Source organism: Lysobacter sp. N42 (genome assembly GCF_004344885.1).
Genome location: NZ_SKFB01000002.1, coordinates 195463 through 218563, shown reverse-complemented (window position 1 = coordinate 218563; position 23101 = coordinate 195463). Strand labels below are relative to the sequence as shown.

Sequence of the window (23101 nt, the reverse complement as noted above, 5' to 3'; positions counted from 1 at the left end):
AAAGCCATGCAGATTTTGTGCCGATAAGAGTACACATGAATTTCAGACGGGAGTTAGCTATGAAATTAGGGCGTAAAAAAACACTACAAACCCTAGTAGGCGGTGTCGCCTTATCTTTAATGGTAGGGTGTTCAAGCATGACCCGTCATGTCGAATACACGACAGAAACACCAGATGACTTTCCTGTAGTGACGGCAACAGGTTATGCGCCAGTTGCTAATCAACAGTCTGACAATGAACAAGAACGCATTTTGCTTGCCATTCGAGCTTCACGCTTAGAAGCATATCGTGAGTTAGCAGAGCAAATTCAAGGCGTTTATTTAGACGGACAAACACAGGTAAGTGACATGCTTATCGAAAGTGACTCGTTTCGCACGCAAGTAAGCGGCTTAATTCGTGGTGCAGAAGTTGTTCGCAGTTACCCTGTCGGTGAGTACTATGCAACAGAGTTAAGAATCGATTTCGAGCGTGTACATAACCTTTATATCAGTACTTCTCGCCCTCAGCGCGTTAGAAACGTTATCTATTACTAATGTAAGAACACCCAGAATAAGAACCTACAAAAGGCATTGAGCGTTAAGCTTTAATGCCTTTTCCACTTAACCCACTTCGGGTATTTCCTTTCTGGTCATAGGTTGTGGCGTTGTCTCCATGAACAGTTTGTAGTTGCTGTTTTAGGTTTTGAATTCGGCCTAGCGTAAGCCGAACTAACTGACCGTTCGCCTCGTTCTGAGCTTGCACTTGTGTAAGCAATTCAGCGATTTTTTCTCGTAATGTAATGAGGTCTGGGCTTTCTTCCAGGTGCGCGCGTTCGGGATGCTCCGCTAGAGTTTTATCGGTTGTTTCTAGTGCGGAGAGAAGTTCGGTTTTTTCAGTGGTGATACGCTCTAACGCGGGGGCATCGCGTTGTTCGAGCGCTTTCACTTCTGATTCTTGCAGCTGGTGGATCGCTTGAAGGCGTTCCAGTTGAGATTGAAGTAAGTCGATTAGGGCTGTCATATATTAACGACGACCGCGAGATCCTTCAGATACTTCTTCACCAAACATGTCACTTTCAAAGAAGGCAATCTTTGTCGCCAAACGTTCCACGTCGATTGAGTAAGAACCGTCTGTAATTGCTTTCTTGATGCGATCAATTTTCTCTTGGTCAACACCTGAGTTGCTCGCCGCTTTACGCTGTAGCTGAGTTAACTGCTGTGCGTTTTGCGTAAGAGACACTGCGTCTTGACGCGGAGCGTTAGTCGCATTGGGTGTCGTTTGCTGTGCTGCGCGAGACTGTTGCTCGGCACGCGCATTGTTCAGCGCTTGATTTACATTTGAATTTAACTTGTCTATAGCCATTGTTTTGCCCCTACAATAGATCCTCTACAGCCAGTTTATCGGCGCGAGAACTGAATACTTTAACAAAAAATAAAACTTTTTTGTGCAAGTTTTATAACCTATTGATTTATTGTGACTTGTCCTGTTCCTGATACACGCCCTTGAATACGTCTTTCGCTTCGGGTGTTAATCACCGAAATGGTTTCACCCAATACCGCGTCTTGTTGTGCTCTACCTGTCGCTTCGATTCTTAAGTTACCGATAGCTGAAATAATGGTGACTTGCTCGCCTCTACATACAAAACACATATCGCGAGCTTGCAAGGCTTCAGACGCTTGTACACGGCGTTTTAACCTGGCGCCAATGATGGTGCTCAAATCTGTGTACGTAGAACCTCTTAATTGCTGGGTGTCTACTTCTCGCATCTCAAAGTCGTTTGCACTTATAACATGACCATTACTTAACGTACGGGTGGCAACTAAGACTTGCTGTAAGCGTGCTATTCTTACCGGCACATACATACGCCAGTTGTTTATGTTATCGGCACAAGCGACTTGAACTGTAGCTTGTCGATCTAAATTTTGGTTATTCGCCAATTCTACTGTTAGAGGCTGTTCGCAGTGGCGCTCTGGAGCGCGAGGGTCGAGGCGATGTGCTGCAACTTCAATGCGCCCATTGTTCTCGTTTAACTGACCTCGAATATATTGTTCTGCCGCCTCAGTAATGTCTTGCGCAGACACCAGGTTATGCGCGTCGTTTACTGTTGTATCTTGTGCTCGAACATGAACCGAGTAGTGTATTGAAACAATGAAAACCAAAAAGATTAGCTTTTTCATGATCTCGATCCTCTATAATGCTGTTTTATTAATCAAACTTTGAACTACACTAAGTAAAATACTTTGAAATGCAGACTGAGATGGCTGATAAAGCACCAATCTAAGAAACTTACTGTCAAGTTTTCGTCATTTAAGACGATGAATAAGGTACTTTTTGCTGCAAATTAAACATTTACTTATTTCTGCTAAGAATTAATGCAAAGGCTGTGCCGATAAAATTTTGGCGCGGTGAATTGCAAAAAATGGAGAACACCATGGCTGGCATCCTTGATTCTGTAAACCAAAGAACTCAATTAGTGGGGCAAAACCGACTGGAGCTTTTGCTATTTAGACTTCATGGTCGTCAGCGCTTTGGTATAAACGTGTTTAAAGTAAGAGAAGTGCTGCAGTGCCCTAAGCTCACCGCAATGCCCCATAGCAATAAGTTTATTCGCGGTGTTGCGCATATTCGCGGACAAGCCATCTCGGTTATCGATTTAAGCTTGGCAACCTCGGGTAAGCGCATTGAAGACATCCAGAACCGTTTTATTGTAATCGCCGAATACAACCGGTCGGTCCAAGGCTTTTTGGTTGAAGGTGTAGAGCGAATAGTGAACATTAAGTGGGAAGATGTTATGCCACCACCGAAAGGCGCTGGTAAAACAAGCTACTTAACTGCGGTTACAGAAATAGATAATGAGTTGGTAGAAATAATTGACGTCGAGAAAATCCTTGAGGAGATTTCACCTGCCAACACCGAAATTAGCGAAGAGCTTCGCTCAGCGCCAACCGGAGATCGCGACTGGAGCAAGGTTATCTTGCTTATCGCGGACGACTCAGCAGTTGCCCGAAATCAGATAAAACGGGCGCTAGAGCCGTTAGGAATTCCGATGGAAACCATGAAAAACGGGAAAGAGGCACTTACCTGGCTGCGCAGCAAAGCAGATGAAATTGGGGGTGACATTAGCCAAGTTGTACCATTAATGGTTTCAGATATTGAAATGCCGGAGATGGACGGGTATACCTTAACAGCAGAAGTAAAAGCTGACCCTGATCTTAAAAATATGCATATTATCTTGCATACTTCCTTGAGTGGCGTGTTTAATCAGGCGATGATAAAGAAAGTTGGGGCGGATGACTTCATTGCGAAATTTCACCCTGATGAACTCGCAGGTGCCGTTAAGCGTTGGCTAGGCCCTGAAGTGGAAGCAGCTGCGGTCTCTGAATAATCAAAATAGGTTGGTTTGCAGTACGTGTCGAATCGCGAATTAGGAAATACCGAATACGACCAATTTCGAGAATTCTTGGAACATCAGTGCGGTATCGTGCTTGGTGAGAACAAGCTCTACTTGGTTAAAAGTCGACTAGCTCCGTTAATGAATCAATTTAATATTGACTCACTTTCTGAGCTCGTTAAAAAGTCGATGCAATTCAGTGAGCGCGCTCTGCGTTCGGCTGTACTCGACGCGATGACTACGAACGAAACGCTCTGGTTCAGAGATGTTTACCCGTTTGAGCTTCTCAAGAATCGAATATTTCCAGATTTTAAAGACTTAAAGCGACCTTTAAGAATATGGTCTGCTGCATCGTCGTCTGGTCAAGAAGCGTATTCCATTGGCATGAGCTTTCTTGAATACAAGAGTAAAAACCCAGGGCATTTAACCCAAGGGCTAGATATCGTGGGTACAGACATTTCCAATAAGGTGTTGGAGCAGTCGAAGAAAGCCGAGTACGACGGGTTAGCGCTCGCAAGGGGGTTAACGCCTGAACGACAAAAGCGTTTCTTTGAGCCTGCCGACGACAAAAAAATGCGTGTGAAAGCAGAAGTCACCAAAATGGTGTCTTTTAGGCATTTGAATCTACTCGACAGTTACACGTTGTTAGGAAAATTCGATATCGTGTTTTGTCGTAATGTACTTATTTACTTCTCACCTGAGAATAAAAAGAAAATTCTTACGCAAATTCGTTCTTCTTTGCAGCCTCACGGCTATTTGATGCTTGGGGCATCTGAATCTATATCTGGTCTTAATGAGGACTTTGAAATGATTCGTTGCAACCCCGGTATTTTGTATCGCCGCAAAACCTAACCGTTGTACTCTGCTAACCGGTAATAAGCGGCAAGGTTTGCCGCTTTGCGGCGAAGACATCTCTCCCTTCTAAAATACATTTTACGTGCATAACTTGGCATAAATATTGCTCTTATCTCCTGTAGCTACATAGGAGACAAATTTATGTCGATCAATATGAATAACGCGCTAGGTATACATCCTGACGCTCTTTTAGTAAGAGAGCGGCGAGCGGAAGTATTGGCTAGTAATATCGCTAACGCAGACACTCCAGGCTATAAAGCTCGAGATATTGACTTTCGAACTGCCCTGGCAAACGCGCAACAGCGGCAAGACTTCTCCTTGAATCAAACCCACGAAAGACACTTCACTGTGACACTAAGAAGCCCTGAAGGTGAGAAATTTCGTGTTCCAAATCAACCAGATACGGGTGATGGTAACACCGTCGATGTACAGGTGGAACGAAACTTGTATCTACGAAATGCATTAGAGTACCAAGCGAGTCTTGAATTCCTAAACAGTCGAGTATCTGGGGTCAAGAAAGCGCTAGGAGGACAATAACGATGAGTATTTATAACGTATTAGACATAGCGGGCACTGCAATGAGTGCACAAAGCGTTCGTTTAAATACCACGGCGAGTAACTTGGCGAATGCAAACTCGGTAAGTAGCTCAGCAGGTGAAACTTATCGCGCACGTCATCCTGTATTCGCGCCTCAGTTGCAACAAGCTTTAAACGGCCAACCTGGTCAGGGAAGCATGGCAAATTCTGGCGGCATGGGTGTTCAGGTACTGGGAATTGTTGAAAGTCAGAAACCACTGGTTATGGAATATTCACCAAACCACCCGATGGCTGACAACAACGGATATATATATAAGCCTAATGTGAATGTGATGGAAGAAATGGCGAACATGATGTCTGCTTCGCGTTCTTACCAAACCAATGTGCAGCTAGCGGATACCGCAAAGCAGTTATTAAGCCGCACACTTCGCATGGGTCAGAGAGCATAGTCTAAAGCGGAGTAAAACCGATGAATAATGTATCGAACGCTGCAGTAGAGTCGCTGTACTGGAGAGAGCAGGATACCGCACAAGCGGCTAATCCGAATGACCAAAAGCTTTCCCAGGAAGACTTTTTTAAGCTATTGACGTCGCAAATGGCGCAACAAGATCCTACGAAGCCCGTAGAGAACGATCAAATGATCGCGCAAATGACGAACTTCACAATGGCTGAAGGTATTACTCAGCTTACAGATGAATTCAGAGGTTTTGCCGAGAGCATGACGTCGAATCAAGCACTACAGGCTTCAGGCTTAGTAGGCCAGAAAGTCTTGATTCCTTCCGATGTAGCTTACTTTGACGGTGAAAAACCGGTAGAGGGCATTGTTTCTTTGCCACAAACCGGCCAAGACGTAACCGTTCGCATTAAAAATGAAGTAGGCGAAGTAGTACACACGGTCAATATGGGACAAATGCCACAGGGTCAGCACACGTTTGAATGGGACGGTACTTTACCTGACGGCTCGAAAGCGCCAAATGGCGATTATGTCATTGAAGCTTCTGGACGCATGGGTGAACAAGCGGAAGCACTTCCAGCGCTTTCTTATGCGTTTGTTGAAAGTGTCAGCATGGGTGGCGCCCAAGGCGTTGTCCTGAATTTAGAATCGATTGGTCGCGTTGATTTAAGAGACGTGATTCAAATTACGAGCGGCGGCTAAAGCTTCCGCGAGAGAGAAGAGGTGATTTATGTCTTTTAATATTGCATTAAGTGGTATGGCCGCGTCACAGAAAGACTTAGACGTAACGGCGAACAATATCGCGAACGTAAAAACAACGGGCTTTAAACAGTCTCGCGCGGAATTTGCTGACGTTTATGCGTCGTCAATTTTCTCGAACAACCGTACTAAAGCAGGTGACGGTGCATTAACCTCTCAGGTAGCACAACAGTTCGCTCAAGGTACGTTAAATTTTACCGAGAATGCGCTAGATATGGCGATTAAAGGTAATGGATTTTTTGCGACATCTCCTAGCATTACTTCGCAAGACCTTTCATATACGCGTGCAGGTAACTTTAAACTGAATCCAAACAATTTTATTGTGGATAACGAAGGTAACTTCCTGCAAACATTCCCAGTAGACCGCCGTTCTGGTGATACAACATCTGTTGCAGTAAGTACGATGCAGCCAGTACGTATTCCAGATGTTGCAGGTGCACCTAGTGAAACAAGCAACATTTATACTGCAATGAACGTGGATGCTCGTGTAACACCTATCGTGGAAACTGCACCAGGTGCGTCTAACTTCGATCCTTCGGTACCGTCTACATATCACTCGTCAACTTCAACTACTGTGTACGATTCATTAGGTGAATCTCACATTGTGAATATGTACTTTGTGAAGCGTGACCCGAATACATGGGATGTATACGCTACATTTGACGGTCAGCAAGTTGACTTAAATACACCTGATCCAAGTGCGACCAGTGCTGCAGGTAACGTGGGTACACGTATTACCTTTGATGCCAGCGGTAACCCTGTAATTACACCGCCTGCGGTTTCGTTCCCGCCGGTCGACTTTGATATGACACCAGCGTTGTTAGCGAATGGTGCGGACACCAGCCAAAACATTCAAATTAATTTCCAGAATGAAACGGGTACAACTGTTCCTTCACAGTATGCTTCAAACTTCGAAGTAACTAGCTTAGACCAAGACGGTACTACTGTGGGTCGCTTAACGAGTGTTGAAGTTGATGCGTCTGGCCAGATTGCTGCCGCGTATTCAAACGGTGACACTCAGTTCTTAGGTCGTGTTGCTTTGGTTAACTTCGCGAACGAGCAAGGTTTAGAGCAAATTGGTAGTACGAAATGGCGTGAAACGCTTGATTCAGGTACAGCAATTGCCGGTGAAGCGAATAGCGGTGTTTATGGTGCTATTGAGTCTTCAGCTCTGGAGAATTCTAATGTAAATCTGACCCAAGAACTTGTGGACATGATTATTGCGCAGAAGAACTTCCAGGCTAACTCACGTGCACTAGAAGTAAATTCTCAGTTACAACAAACCGTACTTCAGGTTCGTTAATGTTTCAGCAGTGATAGCACTGCGACGCGCGGCTTGGCCGCGCGTTTTTTTTATCCCCCTCATTTTCGCTCATCTTTCTATTTCTGGCATGTTTTGTGCATTTTATTTGTTAGCCGCATTCTTTTTTGCGGAAAGTGACAAATTTTCGTCGAGGACTTAGGTATGGATGACTTGCTATATATCGCTATGAGCGGTGCCAAAGAGAATATGAATGGCATTGCTTTGCGTGCAAACAACCTAGCAAATGCCAATACCACGGGCTTTAAAGCAGATTTGCAACAAGCGCGTGCAATGCAGGCTTATAACGAGGGCTTGCCCACTCGCGTGTTTTCTATGACCGAGCGACCAGGGCAAAACTTTGCCGATGGAGCATTCCGAACTACCGGCCGAGCCTTAGATGTGGCAGTTAGTGGACCGGGTTGGTTAGCGGTTTCAGATGCCAACGGGAACGAAGCGTATACCCGTAATGGTAATTTGCAAATGGACGCCAACGGCATGCTGCAAACTAGCAGCGGCCAACCAGTGTTAGGTGAAAATGGTCCTATTTTTGTACCGGTTCCTATCGCAGGGTTATTTATTGGTAACGACGGAACGATATCTGTTCGACCAGAGGGTGCGCCAGAAAACGTTATCGAAACGGTAGACCGCATTAAGTTGGTTAATCCCGTAAACCGTGACTTAGAAAAGTTGCAAGACGGTTTATTTCGAATGAAAGACGGTGGCCTTTCACCTGCAGACGGCACTGTTCGCATTGAGCAAGGCGCCATAGAGAGCAGTAATGTGAACGCCATTGAGGAAATGACAAACATGATTTCGTTGCAACGTAACTACGAAATCAACGTGAAAATGATGAAAACCGCTCAAGAGAATGACCAACGTTCTGAGCAATTGATGAGAATTTTCTAACCTGAATTGATTGCACAATTACGCATGATATTCGAGGACGGAGGTGGACTATGCATTCCGCATTATGGATCAGTAAAACAGGACTTGACGCACAGCAACGCGACATTTCTGTAACGTCAAACAACCTTGCGAACGCAAGTACGATTGGCTTTAAGAAAAGTCGAGCTATTTTCGAAGACTTGCTGTACCAAAACATTAACCAGCCAGGTGGCCAGTCTACACAAGACACCGAATTACCTTCTGGCTTGATGCTAGGTGCGGGTACTCGTGTTGTGTCTACGCAGAAGAACTTCAGTCAGGGCAATATGATTACGACTGAAAACTCGCTGGACATGATGATCAACGGCAAAGGATTCTTTGAAATCTTAATGCCAGACGGAAGTATTTCATATACCCGTAACGGTCAATTCTCGTTGAACGATGAAGGCCAAATAGTAACCCCTGGTGCGGGTTATCCTTTGAACCCCGCGATTAACGTGCCTGAAGATGCGCTTTCACTAACGGTGAGCCGCGACGGTGAGGTGTCTGTGACATTGCCAGGACAAGCCGGTAACCAGGTTGTGGGGCAAATTAATATGGCCTCATTTATTAACCCAGCTGGTTTAGAGCCTATGGGTGAAAACCTATTCAAAGAAACGGCTTCTAGTGGCGCTCCACTACAAGGTATTCCAGGTGTAGATGGTATGGGTAGTATCACTCAAGGTGCGCTCGAAACGTCGAATGTAAATGTAACTGAAGAGCTGGTTAATCTGATTGAGTCGCAGCGTGTGTATGAGATGAACTCGAAAGTAATCTCGTCTGTCGACCAGATGATTGGCTTTGCAGTTCAGCAGCTATAAGTTGAGTGAGGTTGTGATGCGTATACTTAAATTGATGTCAGCGTGTTGCTTAGCAATGTCGTTGCTGGCTTGTGCAAGTTCACCGCAGCCACGACCTATGCCTGACGACCCGTATTATGCTCCGGCAAACCCGGAGCCTGTGGTCGAGCCGGCGACACCCAATGGCTCTTTGTTTAATGGTCCTGAAAACAGCTTGTACTCTGACATTAAAGCCAGAGACATCGGCGACATTATTACCGTGCAACTGCAAGAATCTACGTCTGCCTCTAAAAGTGCAACGACGGACTTAGCGCGTGCGACGAACGTTAACCTGCCTACACCAACGATTGCCGGCCAAGAACTTACTTTCCGTGACTATTCGTTGTCTGCTTCATTAGATGGCAGTAGCAGTTTTGAAGGCGATTCTTCGGCAGACCAAAGCAATACATTAGAGGGTGACATTACCGTAACGGTGATACGCGTATTACCGAATGGAAACCTTATTGTGCGTGGTGAGAAGTGGCTGACGCTGAACAACGGTGAAGAATATATTCGCCTAACCGGCATTATTCGTCCGCAAGACGTGAGCTCGGAAAATACAGTGCTTTCTAATCGAGTTGCGAATGCACGCATTGAATATTCAGGAACGGGTAGTTTGGCAGACAATCAGCGTCAAGGCTGGTTAACCCGTTTCTTTAATGGCCCTTGGTGGCCATTCTAAGAGGGCTGTAACGATGTTGAATTATATGCGCAAACTAAAAAAGCAAGCAGGACTATTGGCATTGCTGCTCTTAGCCTCTAGCGTAATTACGCCTTTGGCTCAAGCTCAAAGAATCAAAGACATTGCTACGGTAGCAGGGGTGCGCCCGAACCAGTTATTAGGTTATGGCTTAGTGGTTGGCTTACCAGGTACAGGCGAACGAACCCCGTTTACCGACCAGTCATTTAGGACCATGCTTGGGAACTTTGGTATTAACCTTCCTGCAGACCAACGACCACAAATAAACAATGTTGCAGCTGTAGCTGTGCATGCAGAACTTCCTGCATTTGCTAAGCCAGGTCAGCAGATAGACATTACTGTGTCTTCTGTAGGTGACGCCGAAAGTTTGGCAGGCGGTACGTTATTACAAACCTACCTAAAAGGTGCTAATGGCGAAATTTATGCTGTTGCACAAGGCAACCTTGTGGTTGGAGGTTTTGGTGCTCAGGGCTTAGATGGTTCAAGTATTGTGATTAACACGCCTACTGTGGGCCGCATTCCTAATGGTGCCATTGTCGAGCGAGAAGTAGAAACTGGCTTCGCGCACACAGATTACATCACCTTTAATTTGAATCGTCCTGACTTCACTACTGCCCGTTATATGGCAGAGGCGATTAACGGTTTAATTGGGCCAGAAAGTGCTGTTCCAGTAGACGCCGCTTCTGTGCGCGTTATTGCCCCAAGAGATCCTGGCCAACGCGTGAGCTACTTGTCGACACTTGAAAATATTCAGGTGGAGCAAGGTGAAGCACCAGCGCGCATTGTTGTGAATAGCCGAACAGGAACCATTGTTGTCGGTCAGAACGTTCGCTTACATCCTGCTGCAGTGGCCCATGGGAACTTGCAAGTCACCATTACTGAAGACTTTGATGTTAGCCAACCTGAGCCATTTGGCGAAGGTGAGACAGTGGTAACACCAGACTCGCAAATTATCGTAGAGCAAGAAGATGCTCGCATGTTTAGGTTCGACCCAGGCGTGTCTATGAATGAACTTATTAATGCCATCAACATGATTGGTGCCGCTCCAGGCGACATTATTGCCGTGCTCGAAGCACTGAAGCAAGCTGGCGCTATCGACGGCGAGCTAATCATTATTTAATCGCGATATATTCGTGGAGACCATGCTATGAACGACAATCTTTCGAATCATACCTTAGAGCAGGCGCGCGCAGGTTTTGTGCACGACTTGCAAGGACTTGATTCGCTTCGTAGCCGTGGTTTGAATAATCAAAACGATCAGAGCGCATTACGCGAGGCCGCAAAGCACTTTGAATCGATATTCATGAATCAACTATTATCGAGCATGCGTTCGGCAAATGAAGTATTTGCCGAAGGTAACCCTCTGAACACGCAGTACACCAAGTTCTACCAGGATATGCAGGATCAGCAAATGGCGGTAGAGCTCTCGCAATCAGGAAGCTTAGGGCTTGCTGACTTGATTGTGCAACAGTTAAGTCCGCAAGGTAATGACCAGTACACCCCAGCGGAATTACTGCCAACGGCTTCATTCGGTGAGCAGTTAGCGCGAACTCGACAGTTCGCTAATAGCCCAGCACCGATGCAAAGCAACCAGAATGAAAGAAGTAATTATGTTGAGCGTTATGACCAAGATGAACCGACACCTGCTCGTGTGTCTTCACTTCGTCTAACTGAAAATGGCGACGCTTGGCAGGCAGGAGATCCTGTAGCGTTTTTAGAACGCCTTGCTCCGTATGCACAGCAAGCAGCTGACGAGGCAAATATTTCGGCTTTACCAGTATTAGCTCAAGCTGCGCTAGAGACTGGATGGGGAAGATATGTTGTCCCTCGCTCAGACGGTGAATCGAGTAATAACGTATTTAATATCAAAGCTGATCGCAGTTGGGACGGTGATCGTGCCGCGACAAGAACCGTTGAATTCGATGGAACGGTTGCTCGTTCTGAGCAGGCTCAGTTTAGAGCTTATCAGTCGGTTGCGGAAAGCTTTAGAGATTACGTCAACTTCCTACAGAGTAACCCGCGCTATGAACAGGCGTTGGAAGCAGGGCGTGACGCAATTCGATTTGTGGAAGGTTTGCAGGACGCAGGTTATGCCACCGACCCAGAGTATGCGAACAAGTTGAAGCGCATTATGAACAGCGATGCGATGCAAATGATCCGCGAACAGTTTGGCTTGTGAGTGAGGTTGTCTTATGTCATTTGATTTAATCAGAATTGGAACACAGGCTACGCAAGGTCATCAGCGTTCGTTGCAGGTTACCGGTAATAACATTGCCAATATCAATACGCCTGGTTATGTACGAGAGCGTTCTGTATACCAAGAGTCGCCATTTGGTGGCGGCATCAACCGAGTTGAAGTAGAGCGTTTGCTGGACAAGTTTACCCAGCGTCAGTATTGGACAGATACTTCTAGAAACGGCTACACCAAATCATTTTTAGAAGAGTCTGGCAAAGTAGACACTATGTTGGGTAATGACGAGGCTAACATTAACTCTGCCATTACTAAGTTTTTTGCGATGATGCAGGATCTTAACGACGACCCTGCTTCTATTACACAGCGCGACTTAGTTTTAGGGCAAGCTGATTCTACATTAGCTCAGATTAAAGATATGAATAGCTACCTGAATAACCAACAACGGTTATTCAATGAAAAGCTAGAGCTTACTGTGTCTAAAGCCAATACATTGGCGCAGTCGATTGGTGACATTAATAAGCAACTCGACTTTATTCGTCAGAACGCATCTTCCGGTGAGAGACACACTCTACTTAATGAACGCGATGAAAAAATTCGTGAACTTTCGGAGTTGGTGAACGTTTCCACTTTGGAAGATGAAAATGGTCGCTTACGAGTAAACCTTTCTACAGGGCAAGCCTTAGTTTTAGAAGACGGCACATACAACTTGATGGCGTTGAAAGGTGAGCCAGACCAAGACAGACCAGAGCTTGTCGCGCAGATTCGATCAGGCGGAAACCTATTAGAGCAAGGTATTGATGAACTTAAAGTTGGTGGTCAGCTGGGTGGTTTACTTGCCTATCGAGCTGAGGTTCTTGAGCCTACACAGATGAAGTTAGGTCAACTCGCGTTGGGCTTCGCAGACGCTATTAATGAACAGCAGCAGCTTGGTATGGACCTTGACGATGAATTAGGTTCACCCATGTTTTCCTTCAATGGGTCGCAAGTTTCAGGTGTTCCATTTCCAGCCAATACGGGAACGAACCAACAGGTTAATGTGAACTTAGTTGCAGGCGAACTCGACAAATTGGTCGCGAATAATTTCGAAATAGAAATGCTAACCGCCAATACCTATCGTGTGATGCCAGTAGACTACAACGGTGACATCATTGGTAACCCAGGTGACTATCCAACGTACACCGTTACACCACCAAATGGCGGTGGTGAAGACTTCGGTTTAACGATTGATTTTGCCGGCGGTACCTTCGCTGCAGGCGATCGGTTCTTGGTTAAGCCTACTAAAAATGCTGCTGACAATATTCAGCTTGCGTTTACTCGCCCTGAAGACATTGCATTAGCGTCTCCGGTTCGCGTCACTGATAATGCGAATAATGGCGGTCAAGGAACATTAGAGCTAGAAGGTTTATCTGCTACTGGAAACTTCTTTACTGGTAATGCTTTGAGTAATGCGGCTCCGGTACAAATCAATTACTTGGGCTTTACCGCAGGGCAGCATAATCTAGAAATCGTTCAAAACGACGGTACCGTGATTACTCATAACACTGCTGATATGAACGATTTATTTGGTCAAATACCTGCACTAGGCAACGCAGACTATGAAGTTAGCTTAAAAGGAAAGCCTAATGCGGGCGATGTGTTCACAATTGAATACAATACTGGGGCCATTAACGACAACAGTAACGGGTTGGCCTTAGCAGAACTGCAAAGAGAACGTGTTTTACGCAGAAACCCAGAAAGCATCACGGTAGACAACACTATGACTTTAACTGAAGGTTATGGTCGTTTGGTTTCTGACGTAGGTAATAAAGTTTCGCAAGCAAGAACTGCAGATGTGGTTTCTGGCGCTATGCTTGAACAGTCGAAACAATTCTATGAGTCGAGTGCGGGTGTCAGCTTAGAAGAAGAAGCTGCAAACCTTATTCAATATGAACAGGCGTACAATGCGTCGGCTAGAATTATTACCATCGCTCAACAAATTTTCGATACCTTACTGAATTCTACGAGGTAGTAAATTATGCGTATTCCAACGAACCAATTATATTCTAGAGGTTTAGATGCGGTGCTTGATGCACAGCGCAAGCTTGTGAATGTGCAGAACCAAATTGCTCGTGAAACTAAAATTCTTACGCCTGCAGATGACCCGGTTGGTAAAGCCCAAGTTATGGGTTTGGACGATCGTATTTCACAAAACGAGCAGTTCCAGCGTAATTCTAACCTATTAAGAAATCGCTTGGAGAGAAGTGAATCGGTTTTCAGTAGTATTACCACCGGTCTAGATCGGGCTCGTGTGCTAATGGTTCAGTCCGGTAATGGTGTTTACGACGAGCAAGACCGAAAAGCTTTGGCAGAAGAACTGAAAGGAATTCGTGACGAAGTTTTAGGACTTATGAATTCTAAAGATGAGAACGGTGACTACCTATTTTCGGGTTTCCAGAAGCGTACAGAGTCGTTTAGTAAAAACCCCGTGACTGGAAATTATGATTACAACGGAGACGATGGAAGGAACCAAGTTCAGCTTTCTCCTTCGCTCCGTGTGACCAGTTTGGAGCCGGGTAGTTCAGCGTTTCAAAATGTCGAAGCGAATCGCACTTTAAGATTTGCAGACAGTACTGGCGGAGTGAGTGATATCAATGCTCGTGTGGTTGATCGTGATGCTTTTGATAGCTTCCACGGAGCTCAATATGACAAAACTCAATCGCCAGCAGACAATGCATTACGTATCGACTTCGACGGAACCAACATTGAAGTTTTCCGTATCAATCAAACACCTGTGACTTCCGTAAGCGGCCCAACTCCGTACACACCTGGCGAACCTATGGTTTTTGAAGGCATAGAGTTGAACTTAGAAGGAACATTGGCAGCAGGCGATAGCATTGAAGTTCGTTTAAGTGAGCCAACTCAAAATGTCGTGACTACTATTGATCGTTTCATTGAAACCTTGGAAACCGAGGGCCTTACGTCCGATACCTTCCAGTCTCAGCTAGATGACGCTTTAGAGAATATAGATCGCGGGCAATCACAATTGGCTTCTACACGAGCTAAAATCGGTGGTCGTTTACAAGTTCTAGAAAATGCATTTTTAACTAATGCCGATCAAGAAATTTCTAACCGAGAAACGCGTTCGAAAATTGCCGATGTCGACTACTCAGAGGCGATGACTGAACTTACAAAACAAGATGTCTCGCTGCAGGCCGCTCAAGCGACCTTTACTCGAATTACAAGATTGAGTTTGTTTGACTTTATTCGATAGGAAGCACACTTTTGATTAAAACCAAAAAGCCCGTTTAAGGGCTTTTTTTTGTGTTTGATTGTAAATACATGAGATAAACCTCGTTTTTATACGTTTTATAGGTGAAAAAGGCTAAAGAAAATACAGATATCTCCGATAACTTAATTGTACAAACAAAATAATGATTAAAGGGCCGCAAAGAGCCTTACATCTGACGAGAAATCAGGAGAGAGCTGTTATGTCTTTATATGTAAATACCAACGTATCGTCGTTGAATGCTCAGCGACAATTAATCACCTCAAGCAACGCGTTAGATAAGTCTTTCCAACGCTTGTCTTCAGGCTTCAGAATCAACAGTGCAGCGGATGACGCGGCTGGCCTACAAATCACAAACCGCATGACTTCACAGATCATGGGTTTGAATCAGGCGGTTCGTAATGCGCAGGACGGTATTTCGGTAGCACAAGTTGCTGAAGGTGCCTTGCAAGAATCTACGAATGCACTACAACGTATTCGCCAGTTAGCGATTCAAGCACAAAACGGGATTAACTCAACGGCTGACCGCGTTGCTTTGCAAAAGGAAGTGTCGGCACTAAAAACCGAGTTGAACCGAATTGCTTCAACCACTCAGTTCGCCGGTAAGAGCCTTTTAGACGGAACTTACAATGAGCGCTTCTTAGTAGGTGCGAATGCAGGTCAAACGATCTCAGTTAACTTGTCTCGAAATGGCTTCTCAATTGGTGTGGGCGGCTTGAATATTGGTGACATTAGCGTGAGTTCTTTTGATGGCGCGGCTTCTGCGCTTACCCAAATTGATACCGCGATCTCTACTATTGGTGCAGCTCGCGCAGACTTGGGTGCTATCCAAAACCGCTTCCAGTCGACTATCCGAAACCTGAGCAATATTTCGGAAAACGTAACGGCTGCGCGTTCACGCATCATGGATACTGACTTTGCGAAGGAAACTGCAGAGCTGACGCGTTACCAGATCATCCAGCAAGCAAGTACAACTATCTTGGGACAAGCAAATCAGCGTCCTCAGGCAGCGTTGTCACTGTTGGGATAATAATACTCCCAAAAAGAGTAAGGAATGCTCTCTTGTTACGGCAAGATTGCCGGGCCAGGAAGGCCCGGCATTTTTGTATTTATTCCTAACTAAAAAACGGCAACTTTTGCCCCTTGCTATTTTTAAATTTTATCAGTTATACCCATTTCATTTGAATTTTCTTGTTAAGTGCTTAAAAGTGGCAATATTTGCCGTCTCTCGTTTTGCCGTTATATTTTACTTCCAAGTTGACGCTTTAATTGTATTCAGAAGCTATACCTCATAAACTGATTTCATAATAATTTGAATCAAGGACAACACATGACGATATCTACGCAAGAACTTGAAACCCTAATGCGAGACTCTGCACAAGATGCAATTAGATTTGCTCAAGAAGAGTTTTCAGTAGAACTGGACTCAAGCGCGAGCAGTGTTGCACAGGTGGACAAACTGATTCTTCTTATTCGCTCTGAATACAGTGAAGATTTACATGATTCGAAGTTGATTTTCACAGTATGTAATATGCTCGGTGCGTATGTAGGAGAAGTTTTCCGCAGATTTCACGGCGGCCAATGGGTATATGACGACTCAGATAAAGACGCCCCTGCGGTCTTTTTGGCACTGGGCGAATACACATTCGCATTCGCTGGCATGGTCTATCAACGCTTATTGAACGACGGTGTAATTAGTATCGAACAGTACTATTTACAAGCTGAAGAAGGCGCTGGGAAGAACCATTAAGCTGTTTGCTTAAAAAATATATATGGATTAAGTCACTGAAAAATAACAATAAATTATAGAAAAGCGGCAAAGCGGCAAAAAATTGCCGTTTTTTTCTAAAGAGTTGCCACCCCCTTCCGATAACTTGTGTGAGCATCATGAAGATGCCCTAGAAAACACACAGATTCTTCCCTTTACGGGAGCCAAACGAAAAGAAGGGGGACTTATGTCTCTTTATGTAAACACTAACGTTTCTTCATTAAATGGTCAGCGCCAGTTAATGAACTCAAGCAACTCACTAACTACCTCTTTTGAGCGTTTGTCATCAGGTTTCCGTATTAACAGTGCGGCCGATGACGCTGCGGGTTTGCAAATCACTAACCGCATGACTTCACAAATCATGGGTTTGAACCAAGCGGTTCGTAATGCTCAGGACGGTATCTCTGTAGCTCAAACTGCAGAAGGTGCATTACAAGAGGTGACCACTTCACTTCAACGTATTCGTCAGTTGGCTGTTCAATCTCAAAACGGTATCAACTCAACTGCTGACCGTGCTGCACTTCAAAAAGAAGTATCGGCTCTTAAAACAGAGATCAGTCGCATCGCGTCTACAACTGAGTTTGCTGGTAAGAAATTACTTGATGGTAACTTCTCAGAGCAATTCCTTGTTGGTGCAAACGCTAACCAGAATATCTCAATCACTTTGAGCCAGGACTTTTCAGCTTCAGGTTTAGGTATCAATGACTTGAGTGTTTCATCAACTGCGTCAGCGTCATCTGCGCTAGACACTATTGATAATGCGATTTCAACTATCGGTGCAGAGCGTGCAGACCTTGGTGCGATTCAAAACCGCTTCCAGTCTACGATTCGTAACCTGACTAACATCAGTGAAAACGTTTCAGGTGCTCGTTCACGTATTCGTGACACTGACTTCGCTGCAGAAACTGCCGAGTTAACTCGTGGCCAGATCATGCAGCAGGCTAGCTTGACCGTTCTGAGTCAGGCGAACCAGCGTCCTCAGGCAGCTCTATCTCTTCTAGGTTAAGAGTAAGCAGCAGGACTTAAGTTTGGGGGAAACCCCACCCTGGAAGTCGGCTGCTTGGGGAAGGAGGTTTCTCCGGGGGCACCCCAAGTAGCTGGCAGACTCCAAATTCTCTCTCTCGTCAGAGAATATTCGCCAGGCCTTCGGGCCTGGCATTTTTCTTTTTAGACGGCAAACACTTACCTCTAAATACGGCAATTTTTGCCGATTCTATTAAAGCAACCCGACAAATTGACGATATAATAACCGTAGGGGATTTGAACGGTGAGACAGCACTGTGCAAATCAAAGGTCCGCAATAGCGGGGCAGGGGCATGAGTTTATTTATCAATACAAATCTATCGTCTTTACGTGCACAGCGTATGCTGGGCATGTCTAGTCTTGCGCTAGATAAAAGTATGCAGCGCCTGTCTTCTGGCTTCCGTATCAATTCCGCAGCCGACGATGCCGCAGGTTTGCAAATTAGCACTCGCCTTACTTCTCAAATCCAAGGATTGTCGCAGGGCGTTCGCAACGCACAAGACGGTATTTCTGTGGCACAGGTTGCAGAAGGTGCTTTGCAAGAGAGCACCACGATACTTCAGCGTATTCGACAACTTGCGGTACAAGCTCAGAACGGAACGTATAGCACGCAAGACCGAGTTGCACTGCAAAAAGAAGTTACCCAACTGACTACAGAGCTGGATCGGATCTCTAGCAATACTGAGTTTGCAGGTAAAAAACTTTTAGATGGAAACTTTAATGCTTCGTTTTTGGTTGGGGCCAATGCCGGTCAAACAATTGACATTGATTTAACTGACCAAGCTTTTAGCAAGGCAGGCTTAAACCTTAACAATATTTCTGTGTCGAGTACTGCAGGAGCTTCTTCATTACTCGATCGAATCGATGGTGCTATATCAACTATTGGTGGTGCTCGTGCAGATTTGGGTGCGTTGCAAAATCGCTTTCAATCAAGAATTCGTTCCTTAAGCCAAAACCAAGAACAAATCACGGGCGCGCGCTCGCGTATTCGCGACACTGACTTTGCTAAAGAAGTAGCGGAAATGACACGCATGCAGATTATGCAACAAGCGAGCATTTCAATACTGTCGCAGGCGAATCGTTTGCCGGAATTGGTACTTCGTTTACTTGGGTAATTCAAAAGGTAGTTCAAAAAAGAACTGGCTGACCCGAGAAAGGAGGTTGTAGGGGGGCACCCGGATCAGCCAGCAGACAGTCGTCAAATATTTGTCTATTTCACATGTTCGTCGTCAATTTCCTATCAGACATCTATCTTTAAGCGAAACACGTGCCAACTTTCTAAATTGAGTGATTTTTTTCGTTTTAAGCCTTATCACGCTGTTATTTTAACACTTTGCGCAATTTTCTGTGTATTTTTTACTCAGTAAAGTTTATTAATTCTCAAGTAGTTACGGCAACAATTGCCGTAATTCGGAAAAAAATTGCCAAAAAAGCGAAAATTTTCCTCAAGTGTCTTTTTTGCGTGCCGATACATTCAGATGTAGGGGAACCTTAACTGTTATTTTGACGGTTAAGTTATTTGAAACGGCAAACAAGCTTAGCTTGTTAAAGGAGACAATTATGTCACTTTACGTAAACACGAACGTGTCATCTTTGAATGCACAACGTAACCTTAATAATGTAGGCAACCAACTTGGTACTGCATTTGAACGTTTGTCATCTGGTTTCCGCATCAACAGCGCAGCTGACGATGCAGCAGGTCTTCAGATTACAAACCGTATGACTTCTCAAATCATGGGTTTGAACCAAGCGGTTCGTAACGCTCAAGACGGTATCTCTGTAGCTCAAACTGCAGAAGGCGCATTACAAGAGGTGACCACTTCACTTCAACGTATTCGTCAGTTGGCTGTTCAGTCACAAAACGGTATCAATTCAACTGCTGACCGTGCAGCACTTCAAAAAGAAGTGTCAGCACTGAAAACAGAAATTAACCGTATCGCTTCTAACACTGAGTTCGCAGGCAAGAAATTGCTTGACGGTAACTTCTCTGAGAAGTTCTTGGTGGGTGCAAACTCAGGTCAAGATATTTCAATTACATTGAGCCAGCAGTTCAACGCGACTGGTCTTGGTATTAACGATGTTAGCGTTTCATCTACTGCTTCAGCGTCTTCTGCGCTAGATACAATTGACAACGCTATTTCGACAATTGGTTCTGAGCGTGCGGATCTTGGTGCGATTCAAAACCGCTTCCAGTCTACGATTCGTAACTTGACTAACATCAGCGAAAACGTAACTGGTGCTCGTTCACGTATCCAAGACACTGACTTTGCAGCAGAAACAGCTGAGTTAACGCGTAGCCAGATCATTCAGCAGTCTTCACTGTCTGTATTGAGCCAGGCTAACCAGCGTCCTCAGGCAGCATTGAGCCTTTTAGGATAAGTAATGCGTAGCAGCTATTCTATTTAAACTATACTCGTTATAGTTTAATAGATAGCTGCCAGCACTAGTTGCAGTTGGGAGGTCAATATGAGTATTGAAATCGCCGCAAAAGTGACTCCACAGAGTCCTCTTAGTGACGTTCAAAAAGAACAAACCGCAGAGGCTCGTGGGAAAGAGGTGCTGGCAGAAAGTCTAAATGGATCTAACCGTGGTCAAGCGGAAAAAGCTGCGAAGTCTCAGTCTGAGAAAGAGCAAGAAAGTCCGTTGGAAACTAAAGGAATCGGGGAAGTTGTCGATAAATTAAATGAAGTGCTTGAGGTGACTAATCGCCAATTGCAGTTTAAGGTCGACGACGAAGCTCAACGTACCGTGATTTCTGTGTTGGATCAGGAGTCTGGCGAGAAAATCCGTCAAATTCCTAGTGAAGATGTTCTGCGGTTAGTGTCTCGCATGCGAGAAATGGGAGATGGGGTCGACAAAGCTGTTGGTGTTCTCATCGATAGCAAGATCTAAAGAGGTGTAGTATGGGTGTTTCATCATTAGGTATTGGTTCAGGCTTAGCCTTGGACGACTTACTCGCACAGCTAGTTCAAGCTGAGCGAGCGCCTAGGATTGCGGCATTAGATAAGCGCGAAGACGAAACCAAAGTGCAAATTTCTGCAATTGGTAAGCTTCGTTCTGCAATGAATGCGTTACGCACGCCGTTGGATACGCTTGGCGATCCAGACCGGATGCAAGCGCGCGCTGCTACTGTGAGTAATCCTGACAGTGATAACCCTTATTTCACCATGGAATCTTCTCGTTCTGCTGCACGCGGCAACTACAGTATAGAAGTGCTGGACTTAGCTCGAGGTACTCGAGCTGAGTCTGGTGCTTTCACTGGTGTAGACCAAGAAATTACAACCGCTTCAGGCAACCTAACATTCGCAACTCAAGACGGAGAAGATTCGTTTAGCGTTGCTGTGGGTGCCAATGCTTCTTTGGAAGACATAGCAAGAGCGATTAATGAATCTGATGATAATTTCGGTGTGAGTGCTAGCTTAATCAATACGGGCGGCTCAACACCAGAAACGAGATTGGTGTTTACTTCGGATAAAACCGGAGAAGACAAAGAGCTTATCGTTTCGAATGATAATGAAGAATTAGATAGTGTATCGACCGTAGCCACGGGTGCAGGACCTGCAGGTATGACAATCGATGCAGAAGATAGCGCTGCAGATGCCCGCATTAGTATCGATGGTATCGAGGCATTTAGTTCGACGAATACCTTTGAAAATACCATTCAAAATACGTCGATTACCGTATTAAGAGAAACCGGTACTGAGGGAGCAATAGACGCTAGCGTAGACTACGACGCTGAGGGCGTGAAGTCTGCAATTGAATCTTTTGTTTCTGCATATAACAAGCTAATCGATGAGATTAACAACAGTACGAAATATCGCCCTGCCGGGGAAGACGGAGAGAGCAAAAGTGGTCCTCTAATCGGTGACTCAATGGTGCGCTCTATTCAGTCGACATTTAGTTCTATTGTTGCGGGTAGCACGGGTAGCGGTGAAATTAATAACCTGTTCCAGATTGGCCTCACTTTCGACAGCGACGGCAAGCTGGAATTCAGTTCTGACTCGATTGGCGACCAGGGCACAGGTAAGCAACGATTAACAAATGCTTTAGAAGAAAACTTTGACGCTGTAGCTGAAATGTTCTCTGGCGAAAATGGTATTGCTAGCCGATTAGACACTCTCGTGACTCAATATGGTCAGTCAGGTGGTTTATTGCAAGCTCGCTCACAAGCGGTACAAAGTCAACAAGAGCTAATTAAAGACGAGCGCGAAGCGTTCGAGCGCTACATTGAAAACTATGAAGAAACTCAGCGCAAGCGATTCGCTGGGCTCGACAGCACAATTACTAGCTTACAAAGCAATGCAAACATGATGTTTGCTCAATTGGGCATGGCTTAGGCCTAATTGACCTAATTTAACTGAGGTACCCTTATGTATAACAAAGGTTTGAAAGCGTATAAGACGGTAGGTGTGAGCAATCAGGCAGCAACTGCAGATCCTCATCGTGTCATTCAAATGTTACTGCAAGGGGCTCTTGAGAAAATGGCCTATGCGAAAGGGGCAATTGAGCGCAAAAATCATGAGGAAAAAGCAAAAAACCTGACCAAAGCAGTAGCGATTGTGTCTGCATTGCAAGGCGCTCTGAATTTAGATGTTAAGGCAGACGTAACAAGCAACCTTTATGATCTTTATGCTTTTATTATGGATCAGCTTACTGACGTAAGCCTTGATAATGATGTAGAGAAAATTGATAGAACCATGTACATTGTTCGTCAAATCAAAGAAGGTTGGGATGCGATACCTGAAGAAGCGAAAGAAGAAGGATATCGTATGCAGAGCGAGCGAGAGGCGATGGGTTAATGAACGATGACAAAATAGCCGAACATATAGAAGCTATTCAGTCACTCCAAAGCGAAATTGAGCAACTATTTGCAGACCCTGAAGATACACGGGAAACTGTCGCTGCGAAGCTTGAAACACATGAAAAGAGGCTGGAAAGCCTCTTTGCTGATCTTGGCGGCGAAAAACCAGACGACCAAACCTTACGCTTTCTTAGAGATACACAGAAAAAAATAGAAACCTGGACTCAGCAAGCCATGCGCGAAAGAGAGCAAACTAAAAAAATATTGCTTGAATTGGCGCAAGGACGAAAAGCTAAGAAACTATACTAA

Annotated in this window: 26 protein-coding genes; 23 read left to right on the top strand and 3 right to left on the bottom strand. The window is 45.1% G+C overall.

Going from position 1 to position 23101, the window contains the following annotated elements:
* Positions 1 to 59: 59 nt before the first annotated feature.
* Positions 60 to 533 carry an LPP20 family lipoprotein gene (locus EYQ95_RS06265; RefSeq protein ID WP_111915653.1) on the top strand — a complete coding sequence of 158 codons (474 nt, stop codon included), beginning with the start codon at positions 60 to 62 and terminating at the stop codon, positions 531 to 533.
* Positions 534 to 576: 43 nt separating this feature from the next.
* Here EYQ95_RS06265 and EYQ95_RS06260 read toward each other — a convergent pair whose 3' ends face one another.
* The 3 genes from EYQ95_RS06260 to flgA form a co-directional block, all read right to left on the bottom strand.
* Complete coding sequence (locus EYQ95_RS06260) at positions 577 to 999, bottom strand: flagella synthesis protein FlgN (protein WP_111915052.1); 423 nt, start codon at positions 997 to 999, stop codon at positions 577 to 579.
* 3 nt (positions 1000 to 1002) lie between these two features.
* Complete coding sequence (gene flgM, locus EYQ95_RS06255) at positions 1003 to 1341, bottom strand: flagellar biosynthesis anti-sigma factor FlgM (protein WP_111915051.1); 339 nt, start codon at positions 1339 to 1341, stop codon at positions 1003 to 1005.
* Between the two features lie 98 nt (positions 1342 to 1439).
* A complete protein-coding gene (gene flgA, locus EYQ95_RS06250) occupies positions 1440 to 2156 on the bottom strand; it encodes a flagellar basal body P-ring formation chaperone FlgA (RefSeq protein ID WP_111915050.1) in 717 nt (238 codons plus the stop codon).
* Positions 2157 to 2410: 254 nt separating this feature from the next.
* Between flgA and EYQ95_RS06245 the strand changes: the two genes are divergently transcribed.
* From EYQ95_RS06245 to EYQ95_RS06140, 22 genes are all read left to right on the top strand, one after another.
* A complete protein-coding gene (locus tag EYQ95_RS06245; protein WP_111915049.1) occupies positions 2411 to 3364 on the top strand; it encodes a chemotaxis protein CheV in 954 nt (317 codons plus the stop codon).
* A gap of 24 nt (positions 3365 to 3388) precedes the next feature.
* Complete coding sequence (locus EYQ95_RS06240) at positions 3389 to 4222, top strand: protein-glutamate O-methyltransferase CheR (protein ID WP_111915048.1); 834 nt, start codon at positions 3389 to 3391, stop codon at positions 4220 to 4222.
* Positions 4223 to 4366: 144 nt separating this feature from the next.
* On the top strand, positions 4367 to 4762 hold the full coding sequence (gene flgB / locus EYQ95_RS06235; protein WP_111915047.1) for a flagellar basal body rod protein FlgB: 396 nt from the start codon (positions 4367 to 4369) through the stop codon (positions 4760 to 4762).
* Positions 4763 to 4764: 2 nt separating this feature from the next.
* A complete protein-coding gene (gene flgC / locus EYQ95_RS06230) occupies positions 4765 to 5211 on the top strand; it encodes a flagellar basal body rod protein FlgC (RefSeq protein WP_111915046.1) in 447 nt (148 codons plus the stop codon).
* 20 nt (positions 5212 to 5231) lie between these two features.
* Positions 5232 to 5918 (top strand): flagellar hook assembly protein FlgD, encoded by a 687-nt coding sequence (locus EYQ95_RS06225; protein ID WP_111915045.1) that lies wholly within the window; start codon positions 5232 to 5234, stop codon positions 5916 to 5918.
* A 28-nt stretch (positions 5919 to 5946) separates the two neighbouring features.
* Entirely contained in the window at positions 5947 to 7278 is a 1332-nt protein-coding gene (flgE, locus tag EYQ95_RS06220; protein WP_111915044.1) for a flagellar hook protein FlgE, read from the top strand.
* A gap of 162 nt (positions 7279 to 7440) precedes the next feature.
* A complete protein-coding gene (flgF, locus tag EYQ95_RS06215; protein WP_111915043.1) occupies positions 7441 to 8184 on the top strand; it encodes a flagellar basal-body rod protein FlgF in 744 nt (247 codons plus the stop codon).
* 50 nt (positions 8185 to 8234) lie between these two features.
* A complete protein-coding gene (flgG, locus tag EYQ95_RS06210) occupies positions 8235 to 9023 on the top strand; it encodes a flagellar basal-body rod protein FlgG (RefSeq protein WP_111915042.1) in 789 nt (262 codons plus the stop codon).
* A 16-nt stretch (positions 9024 to 9039) separates the two neighbouring features.
* Positions 9040 to 9723, top strand: coding sequence for a flagellar basal body L-ring protein FlgH (flgH, locus tag EYQ95_RS06205; RefSeq protein ID WP_111915041.1), 684 nt, complete (start codon positions 9040 to 9042; stop codon positions 9721 to 9723).
* 25 nt (positions 9724 to 9748) lie between these two features.
* Positions 9749 to 10861, top strand: coding sequence for a flagellar basal body P-ring protein FlgI (locus EYQ95_RS06200; RefSeq protein ID WP_111915652.1), 1113 nt, complete (start codon positions 9749 to 9751; stop codon positions 10859 to 10861).
* 27 nt (positions 10862 to 10888) lie between these two features.
* Positions 10889 to 11920, top strand: a complete 1032-nt coding sequence (flgJ, locus tag EYQ95_RS06195; RefSeq protein WP_111915040.1) for a flagellar assembly peptidoglycan hydrolase FlgJ — start codon at positions 10889 to 10891, stop codon at positions 11918 to 11920.
* A gap of 13 nt (positions 11921 to 11933) precedes the next feature.
* Positions 11934 to 13943 (top strand): flagellar hook-associated protein FlgK, encoded by a 2010-nt coding sequence (flgK, locus tag EYQ95_RS06190; RefSeq protein ID WP_111915039.1) that lies wholly within the window; start codon positions 11934 to 11936, stop codon positions 13941 to 13943.
* Positions 13944 to 13949: 6 nt separating this feature from the next.
* The gene (gene flgL, locus EYQ95_RS06185; protein ID WP_111915038.1) at positions 13950 to 15185 is read left to right on the top strand and encodes a flagellar hook-associated protein FlgL; all 1236 of its coding nucleotides are present in this window, start codon (positions 13950 to 13952) and stop codon (positions 15183 to 15185) included.
* A 217-nt stretch (positions 15186 to 15402) separates the two neighbouring features.
* On the top strand, positions 15403 to 16230 hold the full coding sequence (locus tag EYQ95_RS06180) for a flagellin (protein WP_111915037.1): 828 nt from the start codon (positions 15403 to 15405) through the stop codon (positions 16228 to 16230).
* Between the two features lie 300 nt (positions 16231 to 16530).
* Positions 16531 to 16950 (top strand): hypothetical protein, encoded by a 420-nt coding sequence (locus tag EYQ95_RS06175; protein WP_111915036.1) that lies wholly within the window; start codon positions 16531 to 16533, stop codon positions 16948 to 16950.
* Between the two features lie 205 nt (positions 16951 to 17155).
* Entirely contained in the window at positions 17156 to 17974 is an 819-nt protein-coding gene (locus EYQ95_RS06170) for a flagellin (protein WP_111915035.1), read from the top strand.
* A gap of 310 nt (positions 17975 to 18284) precedes the next feature.
* Positions 18285 to 19106: a flagellin gene (locus EYQ95_RS06165; RefSeq protein WP_111915034.1), complete on the top strand. Its 822-nt coding sequence runs from the start codon at positions 18285 to 18287 to the stop codon at positions 19104 to 19106.
* A 445-nt stretch (positions 19107 to 19551) separates the two neighbouring features.
* Positions 19552 to 20370, top strand: coding sequence for a flagellin domain-containing protein (locus EYQ95_RS06160; protein WP_111915033.1), 819 nt, complete (start codon positions 19552 to 19554; stop codon positions 20368 to 20370).
* Between the two features lie 87 nt (positions 20371 to 20457).
* The gene (locus tag EYQ95_RS06155) at positions 20458 to 20883 is read left to right on the top strand and encodes a flagellar protein FlaG (protein ID WP_111915032.1); all 426 of its coding nucleotides are present in this window, start codon (positions 20458 to 20460) and stop codon (positions 20881 to 20883) included.
* 11 nt (positions 20884 to 20894) lie between these two features.
* Positions 20895 to 22328, top strand: coding sequence for a flagellar filament capping protein FliD (gene fliD, locus EYQ95_RS06150; RefSeq protein ID WP_111915031.1), 1434 nt, complete (start codon positions 20895 to 20897; stop codon positions 22326 to 22328).
* A 33-nt stretch (positions 22329 to 22361) separates the two neighbouring features.
* Entirely contained in the window at positions 22362 to 22790 is a 429-nt protein-coding gene (gene fliS, locus EYQ95_RS06145; RefSeq protein ID WP_111915030.1) for a flagellar export chaperone FliS, read from the top strand.
* Complete coding sequence (locus EYQ95_RS06140) at positions 22790 to 23101, top strand: hypothetical protein (RefSeq protein ID WP_111915029.1); 312 nt, start codon at positions 22790 to 22792, stop codon at positions 23099 to 23101. Before fliS ends, EYQ95_RS06140 begins: the two co-directional genes overlap by 1 nt.